This is a genomic window from Halorubrum aidingense JCM 13560 (assembly GCF_000336995.1).
Classification (GTDB): domain Archaea; phylum Halobacteriota; class Halobacteria; order Halobacteriales; family Haloferacaceae; genus Halorubrum; species Halorubrum aidingense.
The window spans coordinates 500,827-517,878 of sequence record NZ_AOJI01000017.1; the positions used below are offsets into that span (position 1 = coordinate 500,827).

The following is a 17,052-nucleotide window of genomic DNA, read 5'->3' on the forward strand; positions in this document are numbered from 1 at the left end:
GGTGAGTGGGCGTCTCGGTGTGCGTCTTCGCAGCGATCTTCGCGACCGCATCAGTACGTGAACAGGATCTGGAGGGTGCTCTCGGCGTCGTCCGTGAGCCGGCGGTACGCGGCGGGCGCGTCCTCGACGTCGACGCGGTCGGTGACGAGTCGATCGGCGATCCGGGTCTCGTCCGCGAGCCGCTGCAGTTCGCGCCACGTCGTGTCTCGGCGGCGCTCTCGGTCCCACCGACCGCGAAGTTCGGGGGCGATCGTGGAGACCTGGCTGCTCGCGACGCTCACGCGCCCCCGGTGGAAGTGGTCGCCGAACCCTAGGTCCGCGCGCTTCGTCCCGTACCACGAGCCGACGAGGACGCGCCCGTCGAAGCGGGTCGCCTCGACCGCGGTTTCGAGCGTCTCCGGTCGCCCGCTGACCTCGATGGCGAGGTCGACGCCGCCGGTGAGGTCGCGGACGACGCCGGCCGCGTCGACGCCGGTCGGGTCGACGGTGTGGTCGGCGCCGAGGGCGTCGGCCACACGCCGTCGGTGAGCCCGCGGCTCGACGGCGACGACCGTCTCGGCCGCCGAGCGCGAGTAGAGCGCGGTCGTCAGCAGCCCGACGACGCCCTGCCCGAACACGGCGACGCGCTCGCCGATCCGGGGCGCGCCGTCGAGCGCGAAGTTGACGGCGGTCTCGGTGTTGGCGAACAGCGCGGCGGTCTCGGGGGCGACGCCGTCGGGGACCGGTCGGAGGTCGGCCGGCGCCGCGAGGAACCGACCCTCGTGGGGGTTGAACCCGAAGACGGTTCGACCCCGCCACGAAGGGTCCACGTCCGCGCCGACCGCCGCGACGGTGCCGACGGCCGAATACCCGTATCGGAGGGGGTACGAGAGGTCGCCGGAGAGCGCCGAGAGCTCCTCGTCGGCGACCGTCTCGGCGTCGAGATCGCCGCGGTACGCGAGCAGCTCCGTGCCGGCGCTGACGGCCGACACCGCGGTGTCGACGAGCACCTCGCCGGCGGCGGGCGCGGGCGGGTCGATGTCGATCACGTCGACCTCGCGAGGCGCCGCGAACTCGACCGCGCGGGCGTCGCCCGCGCTCACGGTGCCTCCTCCGTCTCCGGGATCGGAGCGAGTTGGTGCGGCATAACGCACCGCACGGGCCGGCGCCTAATGGATGTTCGGTGACGACCGCCGGACTCGCGGACGGGTACACCTAAGGGAATGGCACTGGTACGCTATCGCATGGCTCTCGCAGACGACGGCGACGCCGCTGACGACAGGTCGGTGACGCTCCTCCACTGGATCGGAATCGCGGCGGCGACCGTCACCGCGGGCGTCCACCTCTACTTGGGACTGCAGATCGGCGGGACGTTCGGCGCGGCGTTCCTCGTCGCGACGGCGGGGTTCCTCGGCGGGATCGGGGCGGTGTTGTTCGACTACCGCCGGCGGCTCGTCTACCTCCTCGGGATCCCGTTCACCGCCGGGCAGATCGTCATGTGGTACGCGTTCAACGACGTCCCGCCGGTGCCGCCGATCGAAGCCGTCGACAAGCTCGCGCAGGTCGCGCTGATCGCCGTGCTCGTCGCGCTCCTCCGACGGGACAAGTAGCGATCGCTCGATATTCGCTCGATATTCGGACGGGTCTCAGGGCTCCGCCGTCGCGATCGGGGGGTCCGATCGACCGAGTCGGCCGGTGGCGGCCGCCCAGTCGCGGGTGAAGCTCGCGAGGAGAACAGTCAACGCGAGTCCCGCGACGGCCGCGAGGACCGGACCGCCCGCGCCCGGCAGCAGCGCGGCGGCGATGACGAGGAACTGGGCGCTCCCGATCCCGCGACGGACACGGCTCGGCGGGAGCCCGTAGATCGGCTCTCCGGCACGTCGCCTGAGCCACAGCGACCCGGTGTAGGCGTACCACACCCCGCCGGCAACGAGGTACCACGCGGGGAGGGCGCCGACGCCGACCGCGACGGCGCCCCCGACCAGCACGGCGAGGGCGTCTGTCGCGCCGTCGAGCCGCGCCCCTAACACGGTTTCTCGGGTCCGTCTCGCGACTGCGCCGTCGACGGCGTCGAGGAGCACGGCGACGGCGAACAGCGCCACCGGCAGCCGCGGGTCCGGCGGCGACGAGCGCAGCGTCCCGGCGAGCACCGCGAGCAACCACCCGCGGAACAGGGTGATCGCGTTCGCGGGGCCGAGCGTCGGGTGGACCGTGGCGCCGCCGGGCGGGCGGTTCGCCGAGAGGTGAGTGCCGGCGTACGCCGCGACGTAGGCTCCGACGGCCGCCGCCCCGAGGGGCCACCCGCCGGCGAGCGGACGCCAGAGCGCGACCAACCCGAGCGCGCCGACGACGAGCGCGCCGAGGAACCGCCCCCGGACCCGCCTTCGCGCCGTCCACGACGCTCCACCGAGAAGTGACATGCGTCACCGATCGGCGCGCAGAAAGTTCGGTGTTCCGGTGGGCTGTGTTCGATCACGGATCGGACCGACGGCTTGCGGGGTCGCCGTCTCCGATGGCGTCCATCACGTGGGCGTGGTACTCCCGCAGCGCGGCCGACTCGTCGTCCGCGAGCACGGTGTCGGAGTCGACGAGGGTCGCGAGGCCGAACGAGAGCGGCGCCGGCGAGTCGACGGTGTGGTGGGCGACCGCGCAGTCGTCGGCGTCGATCCGAGCGAGCAGCTCGCGGATCCGCGCTGCGGCGAGCCGGTCGTCCAACAGCTCGCGGTATGTCTCCTCCATCACGGCGAACTCGTCGAGGTCGGCCGCGAGCGAGAGCAGCATCTCGGCCGACACCTGCTGTTCGGCCGCCGACTTCTCGTACCCCTTGTACCGCTTTAAGATCATCAGCGAGCGCGACGCGTTGATCCGGAAGTAGCGCTGGAGCAGGTCGGTTCCCCGGACGGCCGCCCGTAGGTCCTCGCGGACCGTCTTCGGGTCGAGTTCGCGGAGGATCCGCGCCACGTCGACCTTGCGGTTCAGCGGGAGCGCGAGCGAGAACCCGCGGTCGGCGACCGCGACGGCGGCGGTGGCGTCGGTGCGACTCTCGACTTCGGCGGCGACGAGCCGGGAGAGCCCGTCGTTGAACCGCCGGCCGAAATCGGCGTGGACGTAGAACCGTCGCTTGTACCCCTCGCGATCGAGCTCCTCCTCGACGACGAGCCGCGAGGGGGTCGCGACGCTCTCCGCGCCCGCGTACGCCACCTGCTCGTCGTATATCCGGGCGATCGCTCTGATCGCGTTCTCGTCGAGGGGGAGCGCTCGGAGTTGCGCGCGGACCGCGGGCGGCCCGCCCCGCTCCAACCGGTCGAGCAGTTGAGCCTGAAACGCGGCCACCTCGCGGGCGAGGTCGTACGACAGGGGGAGTCGCTCGGAGTACCACGAGGGAACCGTCGGTCGCTCTCCCGTCCGATCGACGGACACCTTCGAGCCGCGGCGGTAGCGGAACGCGAAGCGCTCGCCGCCGAGCGCGAACACGTCGCCGGGATCGAGCGTGTCGAGGTACGCCTCGTCGAGCGTGCCGACCCACTCGTCGTCGCGAGTGAACACGTCGCAGCTGAACGAGTCGGGGATGGTCCCGACGTTCGTCATGTAGATGACCCGCGCGAGCCGGCCGCGCTTTCCGACGAGACGCTCGCCGACCGGGTGCTCCTCGTGGTGGTGTTCACCGCCCGGCGGGTCGTTGGCGTCCCGCCAGATCTTCGGGTAGACGTGTCGCTCCTCTAAGCCCTCGTAGTCCGACGTGAGGTACCGAATCAGCCGCTCGTAGTCGTCGTCGTCGAACGCCCGGTACGGGTGCGCGCGGCGGAGCACCTCGCGGACCTCGCGGTCCGGGCGGACCCGGTTTATCGCCATCCCGTACACGTGTTGGGCGGCCACGTCGGCGGCGCCCTCGGGGAGGAACACGCGGTCGACAAACCCGTCCTCGGCGCGCGCGAGCAGCGTCGCACACTCGACCAGTTCGTCGCGGTCGAGCGCGAACACCCGTCCCTCGACCGTCTCGCCGGGGCTGTGTCCCGCGCGCCCGACGCGCTGGAGCAGCGCGGCGACGGACTTCGGCGAGCCCACCTGCACGACCAGATCGAGGTGCGGCATGTCGATGCCGAGTTCGAGGCTCGTCGAGGTGGTGACGACGTCGAGGTCGCCCGCCTTCAGCCCCTCCTCGATCCGGGTGCGCTGGCTCTCGCCGAGACTCCCGTGGTGACACCCCGAGTCGGATTCGTCGTAGCCGAACCGCTCGCGGAGCTCCTGGAGCGTGCGCTCGGCGCCCGACCGGGAGTTCGTGAACACGAGCGTGTTCTCGTGGTCCGCGATCAGCTCGTGAAGCGCGTCGTAAAACCGGTCGGTGACGACCGAACGCGAGGTGTGAACGAGGTCGGCCGCCGGCGTCCGGAGCCGCAGATCGAACTCGCGGCCGAACCGCGCGTCGACCAGTTCGCAGGGGCGCGGTTCGAGCCCGGTCGGGTCGCCGGGCTCCCCCGCGACGCGCTCCCGGCCGACGAGAAAGTCGGCGACCGCATCGAGCGGTTCGACCGTCGCCGAGCAGCCGATCCGGGTGGGAGAGCCGTCCGCGAGTTCCGTCAACCGCTCCAGCGAGACGGCGAGGTGGGTCCCGCGCTTGTTCGCCGCCAGCGAGTGGATCTCGTCGACGATCACGTACTCGACGGTGCGCAGCTTCTCTTTGAACTTCGGCGAGTTGAGGAGGATCGCCAGCGTCTCCGGCGTGGTGTTGAGCACGTGCGGCGGCGCCTCAAGCATCGCCCGTCGGTCCGTCGCGCTGGTGTCGCCGTGGCGGATGGCCTGGCGAACTGCGGGTTCGTCGGACGGCGATTCGCCGTCGGTCCGCTTCGCGTCGATTCCGGCGAGCGGCGCCTCCAGGTTGCGTTTGATGTCGTTCGCGAGCGACTTCAGCGGGGAGACGTACAGACAGTACACCGAGTCGTCCAGGTCGTCGCGGCGCTCCCGCTCGAAGAGGTCGTCGAGGACCGCGGTGAACGCGGCGAGCGTCTTCCCGCTGCCGGTCGGCGCGGCGACGAGACAGTTCCGGCCGTCGTCGACGTGCGGGATCCCCTCGCGCTGTGGCGGCGTGAAGAAGCCGCCGTTCTCGCCGACGTACGGCCCGAACTCGTCGACCCACCAGCGGCGAACGGGCGGGGAGAGCCGGGCGAGCACGTCCGCGTCGGGAAGCGGCACCGTCTCGGGGTCGAACGCGACGGCGGGGCAGTCGTCGCCGGCGACTCGCTCGACGAGGAGCTCGCGGGGCGACGCTCCGATGGCCTCGCCGTCGGTGCGTTCGGTCACTACGTGCGACGTTGGCGCGCGACGGGATAGTGGTTGTGTCGAGACACGGCGCACCGCGATCGCGCCGAGAGAGTGAGCGAACCGGCCCGTTTATCCGCCGGCCGGTCGTGGCCGCGCATGTATGAGTGGAACCTCGCCGGCGACGGAGCGGGAGATCGACCGGAACCTGTTCATCACCGTCTCCGGCCCGCCGGGCTGCGGCGCGACGACGCTGGTGGAGGGCCTCGCCGAGGCGCTCGACTGCGGCTACGTCTCCGGTGGGGAGCTGTTCCGCGAGATCGCGGCCGAGCGCGACATGAGCCTCTCACAGCTCATCGCGAAGACCGGCGAGTCCGAGGAGATCGACCGCGCGCTCGACCGACGGCTCCGGACCATCGCCGAGAAGTGGGGGACCGCGAACAAGGCGTTCGTGCTCGAATCGCGGCTCGCCGGCTGGATCGCCGGCAACCGCGCCGACATCCGGATCTGGCTCGACGCGCCGGACGAGGTCCGCGCCGACCGAACGCTCGACCGCGAGGAGATGACCTCCGAGATGCAGGTCCGTGAGGTCATCGAGGAGAAGCGTTACAAGTCGTACTACGGGATCGACCTGTCCGACCGATCCATCTACGATCTGGCGATCAACACTGGACGGTGGGACGCTCAGGGAACGCTGGAGCTGGCGCTCACGGCGATCGAGCAGTACGACATCGAGAACGACGAGGGCGCCTTCGCGACGACCGACTTCGAGATCTGAATCACACCACGACCGAACCGAACGGGTACGCCGGCGTCTCCGCGGTCCAGACCGCGCCGTCGTCGACGTCGACGAGCGATATGCGGTCGTCGTCGTAGTGCGAGACGACGAGCCGATCGGATCGGGTCGGTTCGCGGACGGGCGTCGCGACGAGTCCCGGCGCCGGGGTCTCGACGACCGCACCCGCAAGCGACCGGAGACGGCCGGCGGCGGCGTCGAGGACCCACCAATCGTCGCCGATTCGAAACAAGTCGACGGGGCGGGCGAACCCCTCGTGGACCGCCACGAGCCCGAGGTCGCGGTCGAACTCGTGAACGACGCCGTCGCCGCGACCGGGGACGAACACCCGATCGGCGGTGACGACGAGGTCGTACGGGTCCGCGCCGACCGCGGCCGCGCCGAGGATGGGGTCGGGGTCGGGGGCGGGGGCGGGGGCGGGGGCGGTGTCGGGGTCGGCGGCCGTGTCCGTTTCGAAAGCAACAATTCTCGCACTCGACTGATCGACCGCGTAGCCGCGGGAGCCGTCCGGCGAGACCGCGACGCCCTGTACCCGAGCGCCGTCGCCGATGCCGATCGATCCGATTCGCTCGTGGGCCACCGGGTCCACGACGTCGACGACACCGTCCCGGCGGCTGCCCGCGTAGAGCCGTCGGCCGCCCGGCGCGACCGCGACCTCGTGGGGCTCCGCGCCGACCGCGATCCGGTCGACGAGCGCGAGCGACTCGGGGTCGATCACGGCGAGCGCGTCCCCGGCCGAACACGAGACGAACAGCTCGCCGTTCGCCGCCGCGAAGTGCGAGGGACCGAGCACGCCGGTCTCGATCCGGGTGACCTCCCCGTTCGGGTCGACCGCGGTGACGGCGCGGTCGCCCATCGTCGCGACGAACGTCCGACCGCGACGCGTCGTCGCGTGGACCGGGTGGCTCCCGACGGGTACGTCGCCGAGCGGTTCACCGGTGGCGAGCGCGAACAGCGCGAGGACGTCCTCGCCCTCACAGGGGACCGCGACGACGCGGCCGCGAGACGAGTCACCGGACGAGCCGCGGGTGGGGGATCGAGTCAGGTCGCGAGACGGGCCGTCGCTCATCCCGTACAGGAGAAGTCGCCGCCGCCGCCCCCGCCGCCGACGCTCCCGTCGGTCTCGATCACGACGTTCGTGGCGGTCTCGACCGGGTGGCGGCCGCGGTCGTCTTCGACGTTCGTCCACTCGCCGAAGCCCCCGTCGTACACGCGCACGTCCTCGAACCCGAGCGCCGTCAGCGTCAGCCACGTCGAGGTCGGGTCGACGTTCCCGTCGCCGTACACGACGACCGTCGAGTCGCGGTCGAGCTCCGCCTCGACCTCGTACAGCCGGACGAGGTCGCCGGGGTCGGTCATCCGCCTCCCCGAGACGTTGCCGGTCCAGTCGACGTTGACGGCGCCGGGCAGGTGGCCGTGGCGGTCGTGGTCGGGATCGAGGGCGTCCGAGCCCGCCGCACCGAGGTACGCCTCCGGCACCCGGGTGTCGACGAGTCCGGGGCCGTCCCCGTTGAACGACCCGACGCGTTCGGCGAGCCACTCGCGGGTGACCCACGCCGACGCGTCGGTGTCGGGGTCGTAGTCGACCGGCGAGACTCGGTCGCGCGAGCCGGTTCCGACGCGGCCGTTCCAGCCGCCGAAGCCGCCGTTGAGCACGCGGACGTCGCCGGCGTGACCGAGCGCGGCGAGCGCGAACGCGACGCGGGTGACCCGCGACCCGACGCTCGCGCCGTAGACGACCACGTCGTCGTCCGGCGAGACGCCGAGGTCGCCGAACGCGCCGGCGATGGCGTCGGTGTCGGGGACCAGCCCGCCTTCTCCGGGCACCTGCGCCGAGACTGCGTCGAGGGGGACGCGCCGGGCGCCGTAGATCCGCTCGCGACGGAATCCGTCGGCGTCGCGGGCGTCGAGGACGACGACGTCCGCGCGGTTGTCGGCGAGCCATCCGGGACCGACGAGGCGGTCGACGTTCCCCGAGACCTCGTTTTCGGCGGCGATGTCGGCCGGTGTCGTCACCGCGAGACAGCCCGCCGCGCTCGCCGCGCCGACGGCGGTCGCGCCCGCGGCCGCCCGCAGCAGGCCGCGACGGGTGGCGTCCGGTTCGGACCGATCGTCCCCCGAGTTATTGCCGGACATCATCCGCAGTAGCAGTGGCCGTCCATGCAGTACGTCGCCTCCATGTCGCCGACGGCGAGTCCGAGCGAGGCGAGCGACGCCCGAATCTGTGCGACGGCATCGCCCTCGGGGCGGACGGTCCCGGCGACCGCACCGGTCGGTCCCGCGCCGGCGTCGACCGTCGCGACGACCTCGCGGCGCTCGTGGTCGATGACGGCCACTTCGTTAGCGTCTTGGACGGGGACGTACAGCTTCTCGCGGTTCGGTCCCCACGCCGCGGAGATGGCGTTCCCGCCGACGTCGAGGGTCGTCTCGTACTCGAACGACTCCAAGTCGATCACGCCGACGCCCGCGCCCGGGATGAGGAGGTACGCCGCCGCGTTGTCGGGCGCGACCTCGCTCGTGATCGGCGCGCCCGGAAGCCCGTCGTCGCGGGTGATCTTCGCGACTTCCTCGGGGTTCTCGGGGTCGGAGATGTCCCAGACGCTCTCGGAACCCACCCGGGGAACCTCCGGGTCGCTGCCGAGCGTCCCCTCACCGTTCTCGACGAGGAGGTACTGCCCGTCGAACGAGGCGGTGCACATGAACGGGAGGACGTTACCGCCTTCCTCGTTCGCGGGTTCTCCGGCGTCGACCCGCGCGACCGTCTCGAACGGGTCGACGCTGAGCACGCGGATCGACTCGTCGGCGACGTCGACCACGAACGCGTAGTCCCCGTCGGGGCCGAGCGTCATGTCACAGGGGCCGACGTAGCCGGTCTCGATCTCGCCGGTCACCTCGCCGAAGGCGTCGCTGTCGCGGTCGGCGTCGACGCGAAAGATCGCGTGCGCCTCGTCGCCCTCGGGGGCCATCCCGGTCGTCCCGCCGGAGGCGATCAGCAGGTGGTCTCCGTCGGGCGTCGCGTTCGGGTAGTTCGGGCCGTATCCCGTCTCCACGAACGCGAGTTCGTCGAGCGTCCGCTGATCGAACGCGCGAACGCCGCCGGAGACGTTCAGCCAGAGCACGTCGTACTCGTCGTCGATGCCGGTGGTGTACTGGTTGGCCGGAAAGGAGGCGGTCGTGTCGAGGTACACGGACGTGATCAGCTCGTCGGCCTCGGCGTCGAGGACGCTGACCGTGCGGTCCCCGTTGTTGAACACGAACATCGTCGGGGCGGCGTCGCCGTCGCCGCCCGAACCGCCGTCGTCCGAACAGCCGGCCAGCGCGGTCGCCGCGCCGACGGCCCCGGACGCCTGTAACAGCCGTCGCCGGTCGACGCCCGCCGCGAACGGGTTCGTCCGGCGATCGTTCGCCAGATCGCTCCCCTTCGAGGGGCGCGGTGCCGGTTCGTTCGTCGTGCAGTCGCAGTCGTCGCTCATACCGATTCCACGCGGGTCCGGAGTAAAGCCCCGCCGAAGGCCCCGTTCGTTGCCCCGTGTGCCGCGTAGCGGCAATTCTCATGTCTTCCTCAGACCCGAGGGGACCGTTACCGTCTTCAGCGCCGCTTTAGGTTCGGGACCGGTGTACTCGGGCAATGGTGTTATCGCCTGCGGGGTACCTCGCCGTCTCTATCGCGGTCGGCCTGTCGTTCGGCGTGCTGTTACAGAAAGCGCGGTTCTGTTTCGTCAGCGCCTTCCGGGACTTCGTCGCGTTCAAAGACACCCGCGTCCTGAAGGGGCTGCTGGCTGGGATCGCGGTGATGACCGTGTTCTGGAGCCTCCAAGCGACGTTCGGCTACTTCCGCGGGTTCTGGACGCCCGCGTGGGGACTCGGCTCGCTCGTCGGCGGGTTCGTCTTCGGACTCGGCATGACGCTGGCCGGCGGGTGCGCGTCCGGGACGCTGTACCGCGCCGGCCAGGGGTACCTCCAGTTCTGGCTCGTGCTGCTCTTCATGTTCGTCGGCTACGTCCTCTTCGCGTTCGCGTTCCCCGTCGCGGAGACGTACTACTTCGCGACGCTGAACCCCTTCGAGGGGCGGACCCTGTACCTCTCGTCCCCGTTCCCGCCCGCGGTCACCGGCGCCGTTGCGGTCGGGGTCGGGCTGCTCGCGTACGCGTTCGTGAAGGGCCGGAGCCGGCTCCCCGACGAGCCGTCGGGCGGCGCCGGCGTGGGGACAGACACCCGAGCGCAGGCGGCCCTCGGCGGCTCTCGGACGGTGTCGGCGGTGGCCGTCGGACTGCGGGGGATCGCCGACGGGACCGTCGCGTACGTCCGCGCGCTGATCGACGACGACCGTCCGCTCCGGGTCCGGCTCCGTGGCTCGTGGGACGCGCGCACGGCGGGCGTGGCGATGGCGCTCGTCGCGAGCCTCTGGTTCTACGTGCACGGGCACTGGGCGATCACCGGCAGCGAGGCGCGCTGGGCCGGGTACCTGCTGTCGCAGGCGGGCTACGACGTGGCGAGCGTCGACTACTGGGGCTCCGTCCTCTTCCGCGACGGGAACATCTCGCTGACCATCGACATGGTGATGATCGCGTCGCTGATCGTCGGCTCGTTCATCGCCGCGTACGCCTCCGGCGACTTCCGGGTCCGGAAGCCGAAGCTGAACCGCGTCCCGAACTACGCCGTCGGCGGGCTCCTGATGGGCGTCGGGTCGCGGCTCGCGGCCGGCTGCAACATCGCGAACCTCTTTTCGGGCGTCGCGCTGCTGTCGGTCCACTCGTTTTTGGCCGGCGCGGGGATCATCCTCGGCGTCTACGTGATGACCCACTACATGTACCGCGAGGTCGGCTGCGCGATTTAAACAGGGCCGTCGGCCGGCCTCGGAGTCGTCGACCGCGACGGACCAAATTCGGGGCCGTCGACCGAGTTCGGGACCATCGACCGAGTTCCGGGGTCGTCGACCGAGTTCTGTCGTCGCCGTTCGATCGAGCGTCGGCGGAGCCGCGGTCGGTCGCTTATAAGCGGTTGCGACGGCGAAGCGTCTCGAAGGGTGGCGGCTGAATAAAAAGGCGATCGACGCTTACGCGTCGGCGGCCGCGCCCGTCTCCAGTTCGAAGTCCCACTCCTCGTAGCCGCCGGCCATGCTGGCGACGACGACGTCGTCCTCGACGCCCTCGTAGCTGCTGATCAACATGGCGGCCTGCTTCGACGACTGCCCGATCGGGCACGCGCAGACCACGTCGGTGTCGTCCCAGTCGATGTCGGGCACGGTCGACGGAAGGTCGCCGAGCGGCACGTTGATCGCACCGGGGATGTGACCGGCTTCGTACTCCGTCGGCGGTCGCGTGTCGATGACGCGAACGTCGCCGTTCTGGACGCGCTCGTTGACTTCTTCGGGGGCGAGTTCTTCGACCATGATCACTCCTTCCGCAGGAAGACGCGGTAGCGGCCGTCGCCCGATTTCCACACCTTCGCGGTCGCGTCGTCGCCGACCGCCTTCGGCACGTTCTCCGTGCTCGGGACGTGGTCCGTTTCCTGGACGAGCACGTCACCGGCGTCGAGGCCCGCGATGGCCTTCTTCGCTTCGACCTGGGGGTACGGACAGACCTCACCGGTCATGTCCTGTACCTCCGTCGCGTCTTCGAGCAGCGCTTCTGCGGTCTCGTCGTCGAGTTCGTCGGGTAGCTCGACGACGTCGTCCCACGATGGTTGGCTCATGCTCCCGTATACAGGCGTGACGGGGTAACGGCTTTCGTGACCGGCAGGCTTCTCCCGTATCTCGGACGTAGATCGGCGCGCACGACCGCGATAGACGTCGAGAACGCCGTTTCCGTCGGACTCTTATCGGGGTGCGATCTACGGACCCCATGAGCGACTACGTCGTCGACGAGTCGACGATCTTCGAGACGCCCCTCGTGGAGCTCGACCTCGACATCGAGGCGGACGCGGACGTGTACGCGAAAGTCGAGTGGTTCAACCTCTACGACGCCCCGCACGGCGGGGGGTCCGTGAAATCCCGGATCGCGAAGGGCATGCTGGACGGCGCCGAGGAGCGCGGCGATCTCGAACCGGGCGTCACCGTGATCGAGCCGACCTCCGGCAACACCGGCAGCGAGATCGCCCGGCTCGCGGCCGTTCGCGGGTACGACGTGGAGATCGTCATGCCCGACAACGCGGCGGGCGGGAAAGTCGAGGCCGTTCGGGACGCCGGCGCGGAGATCCACTTCGTCGACGCCAACCGCGGGTACGACGCCGTCATCGAGCGCTGCGAGGCGATCATCGCGGCGGACCCGGACGCGTACTTCCGTCCGAACCAGTACGAGAACCCCGACAACCCCGGCACCCACGAGCGGACGACCGCCCGGGAGATCTACGAGGCGACCGACGGCGAGGTGACGCACTTCGTCGCGGGCGTCGGCACGGGCGGGACGATCACGGGGACCGGCCGGGGGCTGACCGACCTGACCGACGGCGCCGCCGAGATCGTCGGGTTCGAGCCCGACGAGCCGCTTCACGCCATCGACGGCCTCAAATACCTCAAAACGGGCGACCACTACCACCCCGACACGTACGACGAGTCGGTGCTCGACCGGACCGCGTACGTGACCACCGCCGACGCCTACGACCAGGCTCGCGCGCTTCGCGAGCGGTACCTGGACGACGCGGTTCCGATCGCCGATCCCGGACAGCACGACGAGGAAACGATTCGCGAGCACCTGCGCGTCGACGACCAGTTCGTCGTCGGCACGTCCGCGGGGGGCGGCGCGGCAGCGGTCGTCGGTCTCGACGAGGCCGGCGAACTCGACGACGGCGACACGGTCGTGTTCATGCTGTGTGACCGCGGCGACAAGTACGCGGACATCCCGCTGTGGGAGGAGTACCTCTAGTCGCGTCCGTCACGCGGGCGTTCTGAGCGACTCTCGAAGAAACAGCCTCGAAACGGAATGTCGAAACGGAACCGCCGAAGCAAAAGCGCGATGCGGTGCGACCGAGTCGTCTACCGACCGCCGCTGGCGGCGGGGATGACGCGGACCTGCGCGTCTTCGGGGACCTCGGCGGTGACGCTCTCGACGGGCGTTCCCTCGACGTAGACGTTGATGAACTCCTTGATCTCGCCGTCTTCGAGGACGCTGTCTTTCAGTTCGGGACCGTGTTCGTCCGCGTGGTTCTCGAACAGCTCGCGGACCGTGTCGCCCGCGACGTCGACTTCCGAGGTCGCGGAGCCGCCGACGAGCACGGCCGGCAGTTTGATCGTAGCCATACCTGATTCACGACAGCCAGCGGAAAAAGGACCGCGCCGACGGCAACGACGGCCCCGGTCTAATACGGTTAGCCCGGCCTCGTACGGTCAGAGGCGGTTGTGGCGACGGACGCGGTGACGGTCGTGGCGGCGGACGCGGTGATGGCGTGGCGGCGGACGCGGTGACGGGCGTGGCGGCGATAGGCGACCGTGCGGCCGCGGTGCGGCGAGACGCGACGGCCGAGGAGCCCTCGACCGCACCGATCCGACGACCAGTGTCAGTCGGCGAGCGCGACACCGCGGTCGGCGGGGGTCCGGCGGGACCCCGGAGCGCGGTCGTGCGCGCGGATCGCACCTCCGAGATGGCGGCAGGACCCACCGGTGGGCCGCCGGCTTATGCGTCCGTAGGCAGTAGCGTGAGTCGAATGACCGATCTCGACCTCGACCCCACGCAGCTCGACCGCTACTCCAGACACATCATCATGGACGACGTCGGGCCCGGCGGTCAGAAGGCACTGCTCGACGCCGAGGTGCTCGTGCTCGGCGCCGGCGGACTCGGCTCGCCGATCATCCAGTACCTCGCGGCCGCCGGCGTCGGCACCATCGGCATCGCCGACGACGACGAGGTGGAGCTGTCGAACCTCCAGCGACAGGTCATCCATGGGAACGACGACGTCGGGCGGAAGAAGGTCGACTCCGCGGCCGAGTTCGTCGCGCAGCTCAACCCGGACGTCGACGTCCGCAAACACGAGCTGCGGGTCACTCCGGAGAACATCGAGGACCTGATCGAGGGGTACGACTTCGTGGTCGACGGCACCGACAACTTCGCCACGCGGTACCTCGTGAACGACGCCTGTACGCTCGCCGGGATCCCCTTCTCGCACGGCTCCATCTTCAAGTTCGAAGGGCAGGTGACGACGTTCGCGGGCGGCGACGACTCGCCGTGCTACCGCTGTCTGTTCCCCGAAGCCCCGCCCGCGGGGATGGTGCCGAACTGCTCGACGGCCGGCGTGCTCGGCGTCCTCCCGGGAACCGTCGGCTGCCTGCAGGCGACGGAGACGGTCAAACACCTCATCGGCGAAGGCGAGACGCTCGACGGCTCGATGCTCTTTTTCGACGCCCTCGAGATGGAGTTCGACAAGGTGGAGATCCCCAAACGCGACGACTGCCCGGTGTGCGGCGACGACCCGGCCATCGAGTCGGTCCACGACGTCGAGTACACCGCCTCCTGTGCCATCGACGTCGGCGGCGACGACGAGTCGGAGCCGAAGATCGAAGCGAGCGACTGAGACGCCGCCCGGGTAACCCTGTTGTTGTTAAATACTGAACTTAGATCCCGTATCGGGTAGACTAGTCTACTCCTCTTTCGCTGTATTCTCAGTCAAGAATATATTCATAAAAATACTGTCGTTTCTAATACTGGCATCTTGTTTCAGGTACTCATCTGGGAGAGCACGTCCAAGAAACACCAATAGCAACAGAAAAATCACAATAAATGCGGGAATTATATACCACCTGATTGGTCCAGAAATAATAGCGACTCCAGTAGCGGTCAGTCCGATTATCCCAATAAAAAGGGCTATTTTCCCCATGGCAAGTACCGTTTCTAAGAACTGAATTACTCCATTATTTCTCTGTATTCGTTTTTGATACGAGGATAATCGTTCTAATAAATACGCCTGTTCATCCATATCTTCCGATGTAATGACTGCCTCAATGTCACCAGACGTACCAACAGAACCAATCGCTCTCGCTTCAGTACCAATTGTTCCATGGCATATAGCACTAATTGCGAGCCCTAGCCCCGAAAAGATCAGCATCCGAAACAAACTCACACACCAGCTGGGGAGCAAATATACTCCACAAGATGAGGGAACAATCTGGTTTGGATCTAAAAGGGAAGAAACAACTGTGATTGCTGAGAATAACAGCCCTACGAACACTAATATAATACGTAATGTCTGCCGGCCTTCTTTTGCAAATGAGTCCAGAACATTCCTCTGTTGCTCCAATCTCGTTTTAGCGTTAGTGTATTCTTCACGCAGTGGTGGTAGATTCCCATTCGACTCCTCAGGGTTATCCGATTCATCGATCATATATTATCTACCACAAAATTACAACTTCAAATATATAAACAGACATCTTAGATTCTAATCAATTCTATCTCTATCAAAGGTGACTACAACGCTAGTTTGCCTATTTAATTACCGCTCGCTTCGCACCGCGACCGTCTCCTGTTCGAACCCGTCGTCGTCGCCACGCCAGCGCCACGAGCCGACGAACGGGTAGCCGTCCAGCGCGCAGATGACGTACGAGTGCTCCGGCCACGTCGCCCGCGCGGCGTCCGTCTCGCTCGGGTGCGTCGGCCCCGTCGGGTGCGAGTGGTAGAACCCGACCACGTCGAGCCCGTCCGCTTCGGCCCGCTCGATGAGTTCGAGCTGCTCTTCGGGGTCGATCAGGTACCGTATCTGGGGCGTCTCCGCGACGTTTTCGGCCTCGTACGTCCGGGTCACGACGCTCGGATCGCCGTCGGTGCCGTGTGTGCCCGCTAACACGCCGCAGATCTCCGCCTCGCCGCCGCCGTAGGCGCGGTACACGATGTCGTCGTACGCCGCCCGCGTCAGTTCGATCATGCGCCGAGACAGGCGGGTGCGACCGATAAATCCGTCCCGACCGGCAAGGGGTGCGCCTCGTCGGAGGTAGCGGCAGTCGTTGACGACCAGCGGGGAGTTTTCACGGCGAGACCGGAGATCGGTTCATGAGCGAGACCGACGTCGACACCGACGCCGACACCGACGCCCGGAGCGGGGCCGTCGCGCCGACCGCCGACGAGGCGCTCCACACGACCCTCGAGATGCCGTTCGAAGACGCCGTGCCGTTCGTCCAGATCGAACACGAACTCGGGGACTTCGAGACGGTCCGGGTCACCCGCCTCGACGCGATGATCGAGGGGATGCTCGGTCACGACGACGTCGAGCGGACCGCGCTGATCGTGGTCTGCCATCCCGAAATCGCCCGCGACGCGCTCTCGATCGACCCGACCCTCGCGGGGATGCTCCCGTGTACGACGCTCGTCTACGAGCGCGAGGGCGACGACCGCGTCCACGTCCACCACGTGTCCGCGACGAAGGCGATCCGCGACCTCGGCTGCGCGCCGGCCGACGCCGGCGGAGCCGTCGACGACCTCGTGGAGAAGACGGGCGAGTTGATGACGGTCGTCTGGGAGAACATCGAGGAACACGGGCACAGCGAGCAATCGGCGTAGGTGGCTGGAGCGTCGACTCCGGCGTCAGATACCCTCAGCACGCCGGAGCGCGTCGCGGACCCCGGCCGGCGTCGCGTACGGCCCGCCGTCGACGCGGTGGTCGGGTAACAGCAGCGGAACCGGGTTCTCGTCGAGCGCGGTCGTCACCAGCGCGAGGTCGTCGGGGTCGTTGTCGTCGAGGCCGGCCAGTCGCGTCAGCCGGCTCACGGAGACCGTCTCGCCGCGCGGTATCTCTCCGAGCGCGTCGAGGACCGCGCGCTGATCGGTCGGCACCGTGAGAGCGACGGCGACGTCGTCGAGCGCGTCCGCCTCGCCCTCGAGAGACGCCTCGATGCGGTCGAGGAGTTCGTGGTCGTCGCTCGCGTCGTCTGGCGTCTCGGCCGGGAACGATACGGAAATGACGCGACCGGCGGCGACGCCGATCGCTATCGCGCGGTCGATCGCGGCAACGTCGCGGGCGAAAACGCCGGCGGATCCCGTCGTGTCCATGACCGCACGTCGGCGGGGGAGCGGGTTAAATGCGGTGTCGAGCGGCGGGCG

General features: G+C 68.8%; 18 protein-coding genes. 6 read left to right on the forward strand and 12 right to left on the reverse strand.

All coding sequences use genetic code 11. From position 1 onward, the window contains the following. Positions 1–50: 50 nt before the first annotated feature. The gene (locus C461_RS05595; protein WP_007999383.1) at positions 51–1,082 is read right to left on the reverse strand and encodes a zinc-dependent alcohol dehydrogenase; all 1,032 of its coding nucleotides are present in this window, start codon (positions 1,080–1,082) and stop codon (positions 51–53) included. 141 nt (positions 1,083–1,223) lie between these two features. On the opposite strand from C461_RS05595, the gene C461_RS05600 reads away from it, so the two are divergent. Further along, complete coding sequence (locus C461_RS05600) at positions 1,224–1,589, forward strand: DUF7475 family protein (RefSeq protein WP_007999384.1); 366 nt, start codon at positions 1,224–1,226, stop codon at positions 1,587–1,589. A 36-nt stretch (positions 1,590–1,625) separates the two neighbouring features. On the opposite strand, the gene C461_RS05605 is transcribed toward C461_RS05600, so the two are convergent. After that, positions 1,626–2,399, reverse strand: coding sequence for a CDP-alcohol phosphatidyltransferase family protein (locus C461_RS05605; RefSeq protein WP_007999386.1), 774 nt, complete (start codon positions 2,397–2,399; stop codon positions 1,626–1,628). 52 nt (positions 2,400–2,451) lie between these two features. After that, positions 2,452–5,277, reverse strand: coding sequence for an ATP-dependent helicase (locus C461_RS05610; protein ID WP_007999388.1), 2,826 nt, complete (start codon positions 5,275–5,277; stop codon positions 2,452–2,454). A gap of 121 nt (positions 5,278–5,398) precedes the next feature. On the opposite strand from C461_RS05610, the gene cmk reads away from it, so the two are divergent. Then, positions 5,399–6,013: a (d)CMP kinase gene (gene cmk / locus C461_RS05615; protein ID WP_007999390.1), complete on the forward strand. Its 615-nt coding sequence runs from the start codon at positions 5,399–5,401 to the stop codon at positions 6,011–6,013. Between the two features lies 1 nt (position 6,014). On the opposite strand, the gene C461_RS05620 is transcribed toward cmk, so the two are convergent. The 3 genes from C461_RS05620 to C461_RS05630 are packed head-to-tail and all read right to left on the reverse strand — an operon-like array spanning position 6,015 to position 9,504. Beyond that, entirely contained in the window at positions 6,015–7,100 is a 1,086-nt protein-coding gene (locus C461_RS05620) for a YncE family protein (RefSeq protein WP_007999392.1), read from the reverse strand. Next, the gene (locus C461_RS05625; RefSeq protein WP_239639089.1) at positions 7,097–8,170 is read right to left on the reverse strand and encodes a sulfurtransferase; all 1,074 of its coding nucleotides are present in this window, start codon (positions 8,168–8,170) and stop codon (positions 7,097–7,099) included. The genes C461_RS05620 and C461_RS05625 overlap by 4 nt, the downstream gene beginning before the upstream one ends. Continuing rightward, positions 8,167–9,504, reverse strand: coding sequence for a twin-arginine translocation signal domain-containing protein (locus C461_RS05630; protein WP_007999394.1), 1,338 nt, complete (start codon positions 9,502–9,504; stop codon positions 8,167–8,169). Before C461_RS05630 ends, C461_RS05625 begins: the two co-directional genes overlap by 4 nt. A gap of 155 nt (positions 9,505–9,659) precedes the next feature. Between C461_RS05630 and C461_RS05635 the strand changes: the two genes are divergently transcribed. Continuing rightward, complete coding sequence (locus tag C461_RS05635) at positions 9,660–10,868, forward strand: YeeE/YedE family protein (protein WP_007999395.1); 1,209 nt, start codon at positions 9,660–9,662, stop codon at positions 10,866–10,868. 219 nt (positions 10,869–11,087) lie between these two features. Here C461_RS05635 and C461_RS05640 read toward each other — a convergent pair whose 3' ends face one another. Beyond that, complete coding sequence (locus tag C461_RS05640) at positions 11,088–11,423, reverse strand: rhodanese-like domain-containing protein (protein ID WP_049906329.1); 336 nt, start codon at positions 11,421–11,423, stop codon at positions 11,088–11,090. Positions 11,424–11,425: 2 nt separating this feature from the next. Next, the gene (locus C461_RS05645) at positions 11,426–11,725 is read right to left on the reverse strand and encodes a sulfurtransferase TusA family protein (protein ID WP_007999397.1); all 300 of its coding nucleotides are present in this window, start codon (positions 11,723–11,725) and stop codon (positions 11,426–11,428) included. Between the two features lie 149 nt (positions 11,726–11,874). Between C461_RS05645 and C461_RS05650 the strand changes: the two genes are divergently transcribed. Continuing rightward, positions 11,875–12,894 (forward strand): PLP-dependent cysteine synthase family protein, encoded by a 1,020-nt coding sequence (locus C461_RS05650; RefSeq protein ID WP_007999398.1) that lies wholly within the window; start codon positions 11,875–11,877, stop codon positions 12,892–12,894. A gap of 110 nt (positions 12,895–13,004) precedes the next feature. Here C461_RS05650 and C461_RS05655 read toward each other — a convergent pair whose 3' ends face one another. Then, a complete protein-coding gene (locus C461_RS05655) occupies positions 13,005–13,268 on the reverse strand; it encodes a MoaD/ThiS family protein (protein ID WP_007999399.1) in 264 nt (87 codons plus the stop codon). A 404-nt stretch (positions 13,269–13,672) separates the two neighbouring features. On the opposite strand from C461_RS05655, the gene ubaA reads away from it, so the two are divergent. After that, complete coding sequence (gene ubaA, locus C461_RS05660) at positions 13,673–14,536, forward strand: SAMP-activating enzyme E1 (RefSeq protein ID WP_007999401.1); 864 nt, start codon at positions 13,673–13,675, stop codon at positions 14,534–14,536. Positions 14,537–14,602: 66 nt separating this feature from the next. Here ubaA and C461_RS15450 read toward each other — a convergent pair whose 3' ends face one another. Together C461_RS15450 and C461_RS05665 are read right to left on the reverse strand one after the other, a co-directional pair. Next, entirely contained in the window at positions 14,603–15,343 is a 741-nt protein-coding gene (locus C461_RS15450; RefSeq protein ID WP_152418342.1) for a hypothetical protein, read from the reverse strand. A 108-nt stretch (positions 15,344–15,451) separates the two neighbouring features. After that, positions 15,452–15,880, reverse strand: a complete 429-nt coding sequence (locus C461_RS05665; RefSeq protein ID WP_007999403.1) for a desampylase — start codon at positions 15,878–15,880, stop codon at positions 15,452–15,454. Positions 15,881–16,005: 125 nt separating this feature from the next. Between C461_RS05665 and C461_RS05670 the strand changes: the two genes are divergently transcribed. Further along, on the forward strand, positions 16,006–16,512 hold the full coding sequence (locus tag C461_RS05670; protein WP_007999404.1) for a DUF302 domain-containing protein: 507 nt from the start codon (positions 16,006–16,008) through the stop codon (positions 16,510–16,512). Positions 16,513–16,536: 24 nt separating this feature from the next. On the opposite strand, the gene C461_RS05675 is transcribed toward C461_RS05670, so the two are convergent. After that, positions 16,537–17,001, reverse strand: coding sequence for an MGMT family protein (locus tag C461_RS05675; RefSeq protein ID WP_007999406.1), 465 nt, complete (start codon positions 16,999–17,001; stop codon positions 16,537–16,539). Positions 17,002–17,052: the final 51 nt, after the last annotated feature.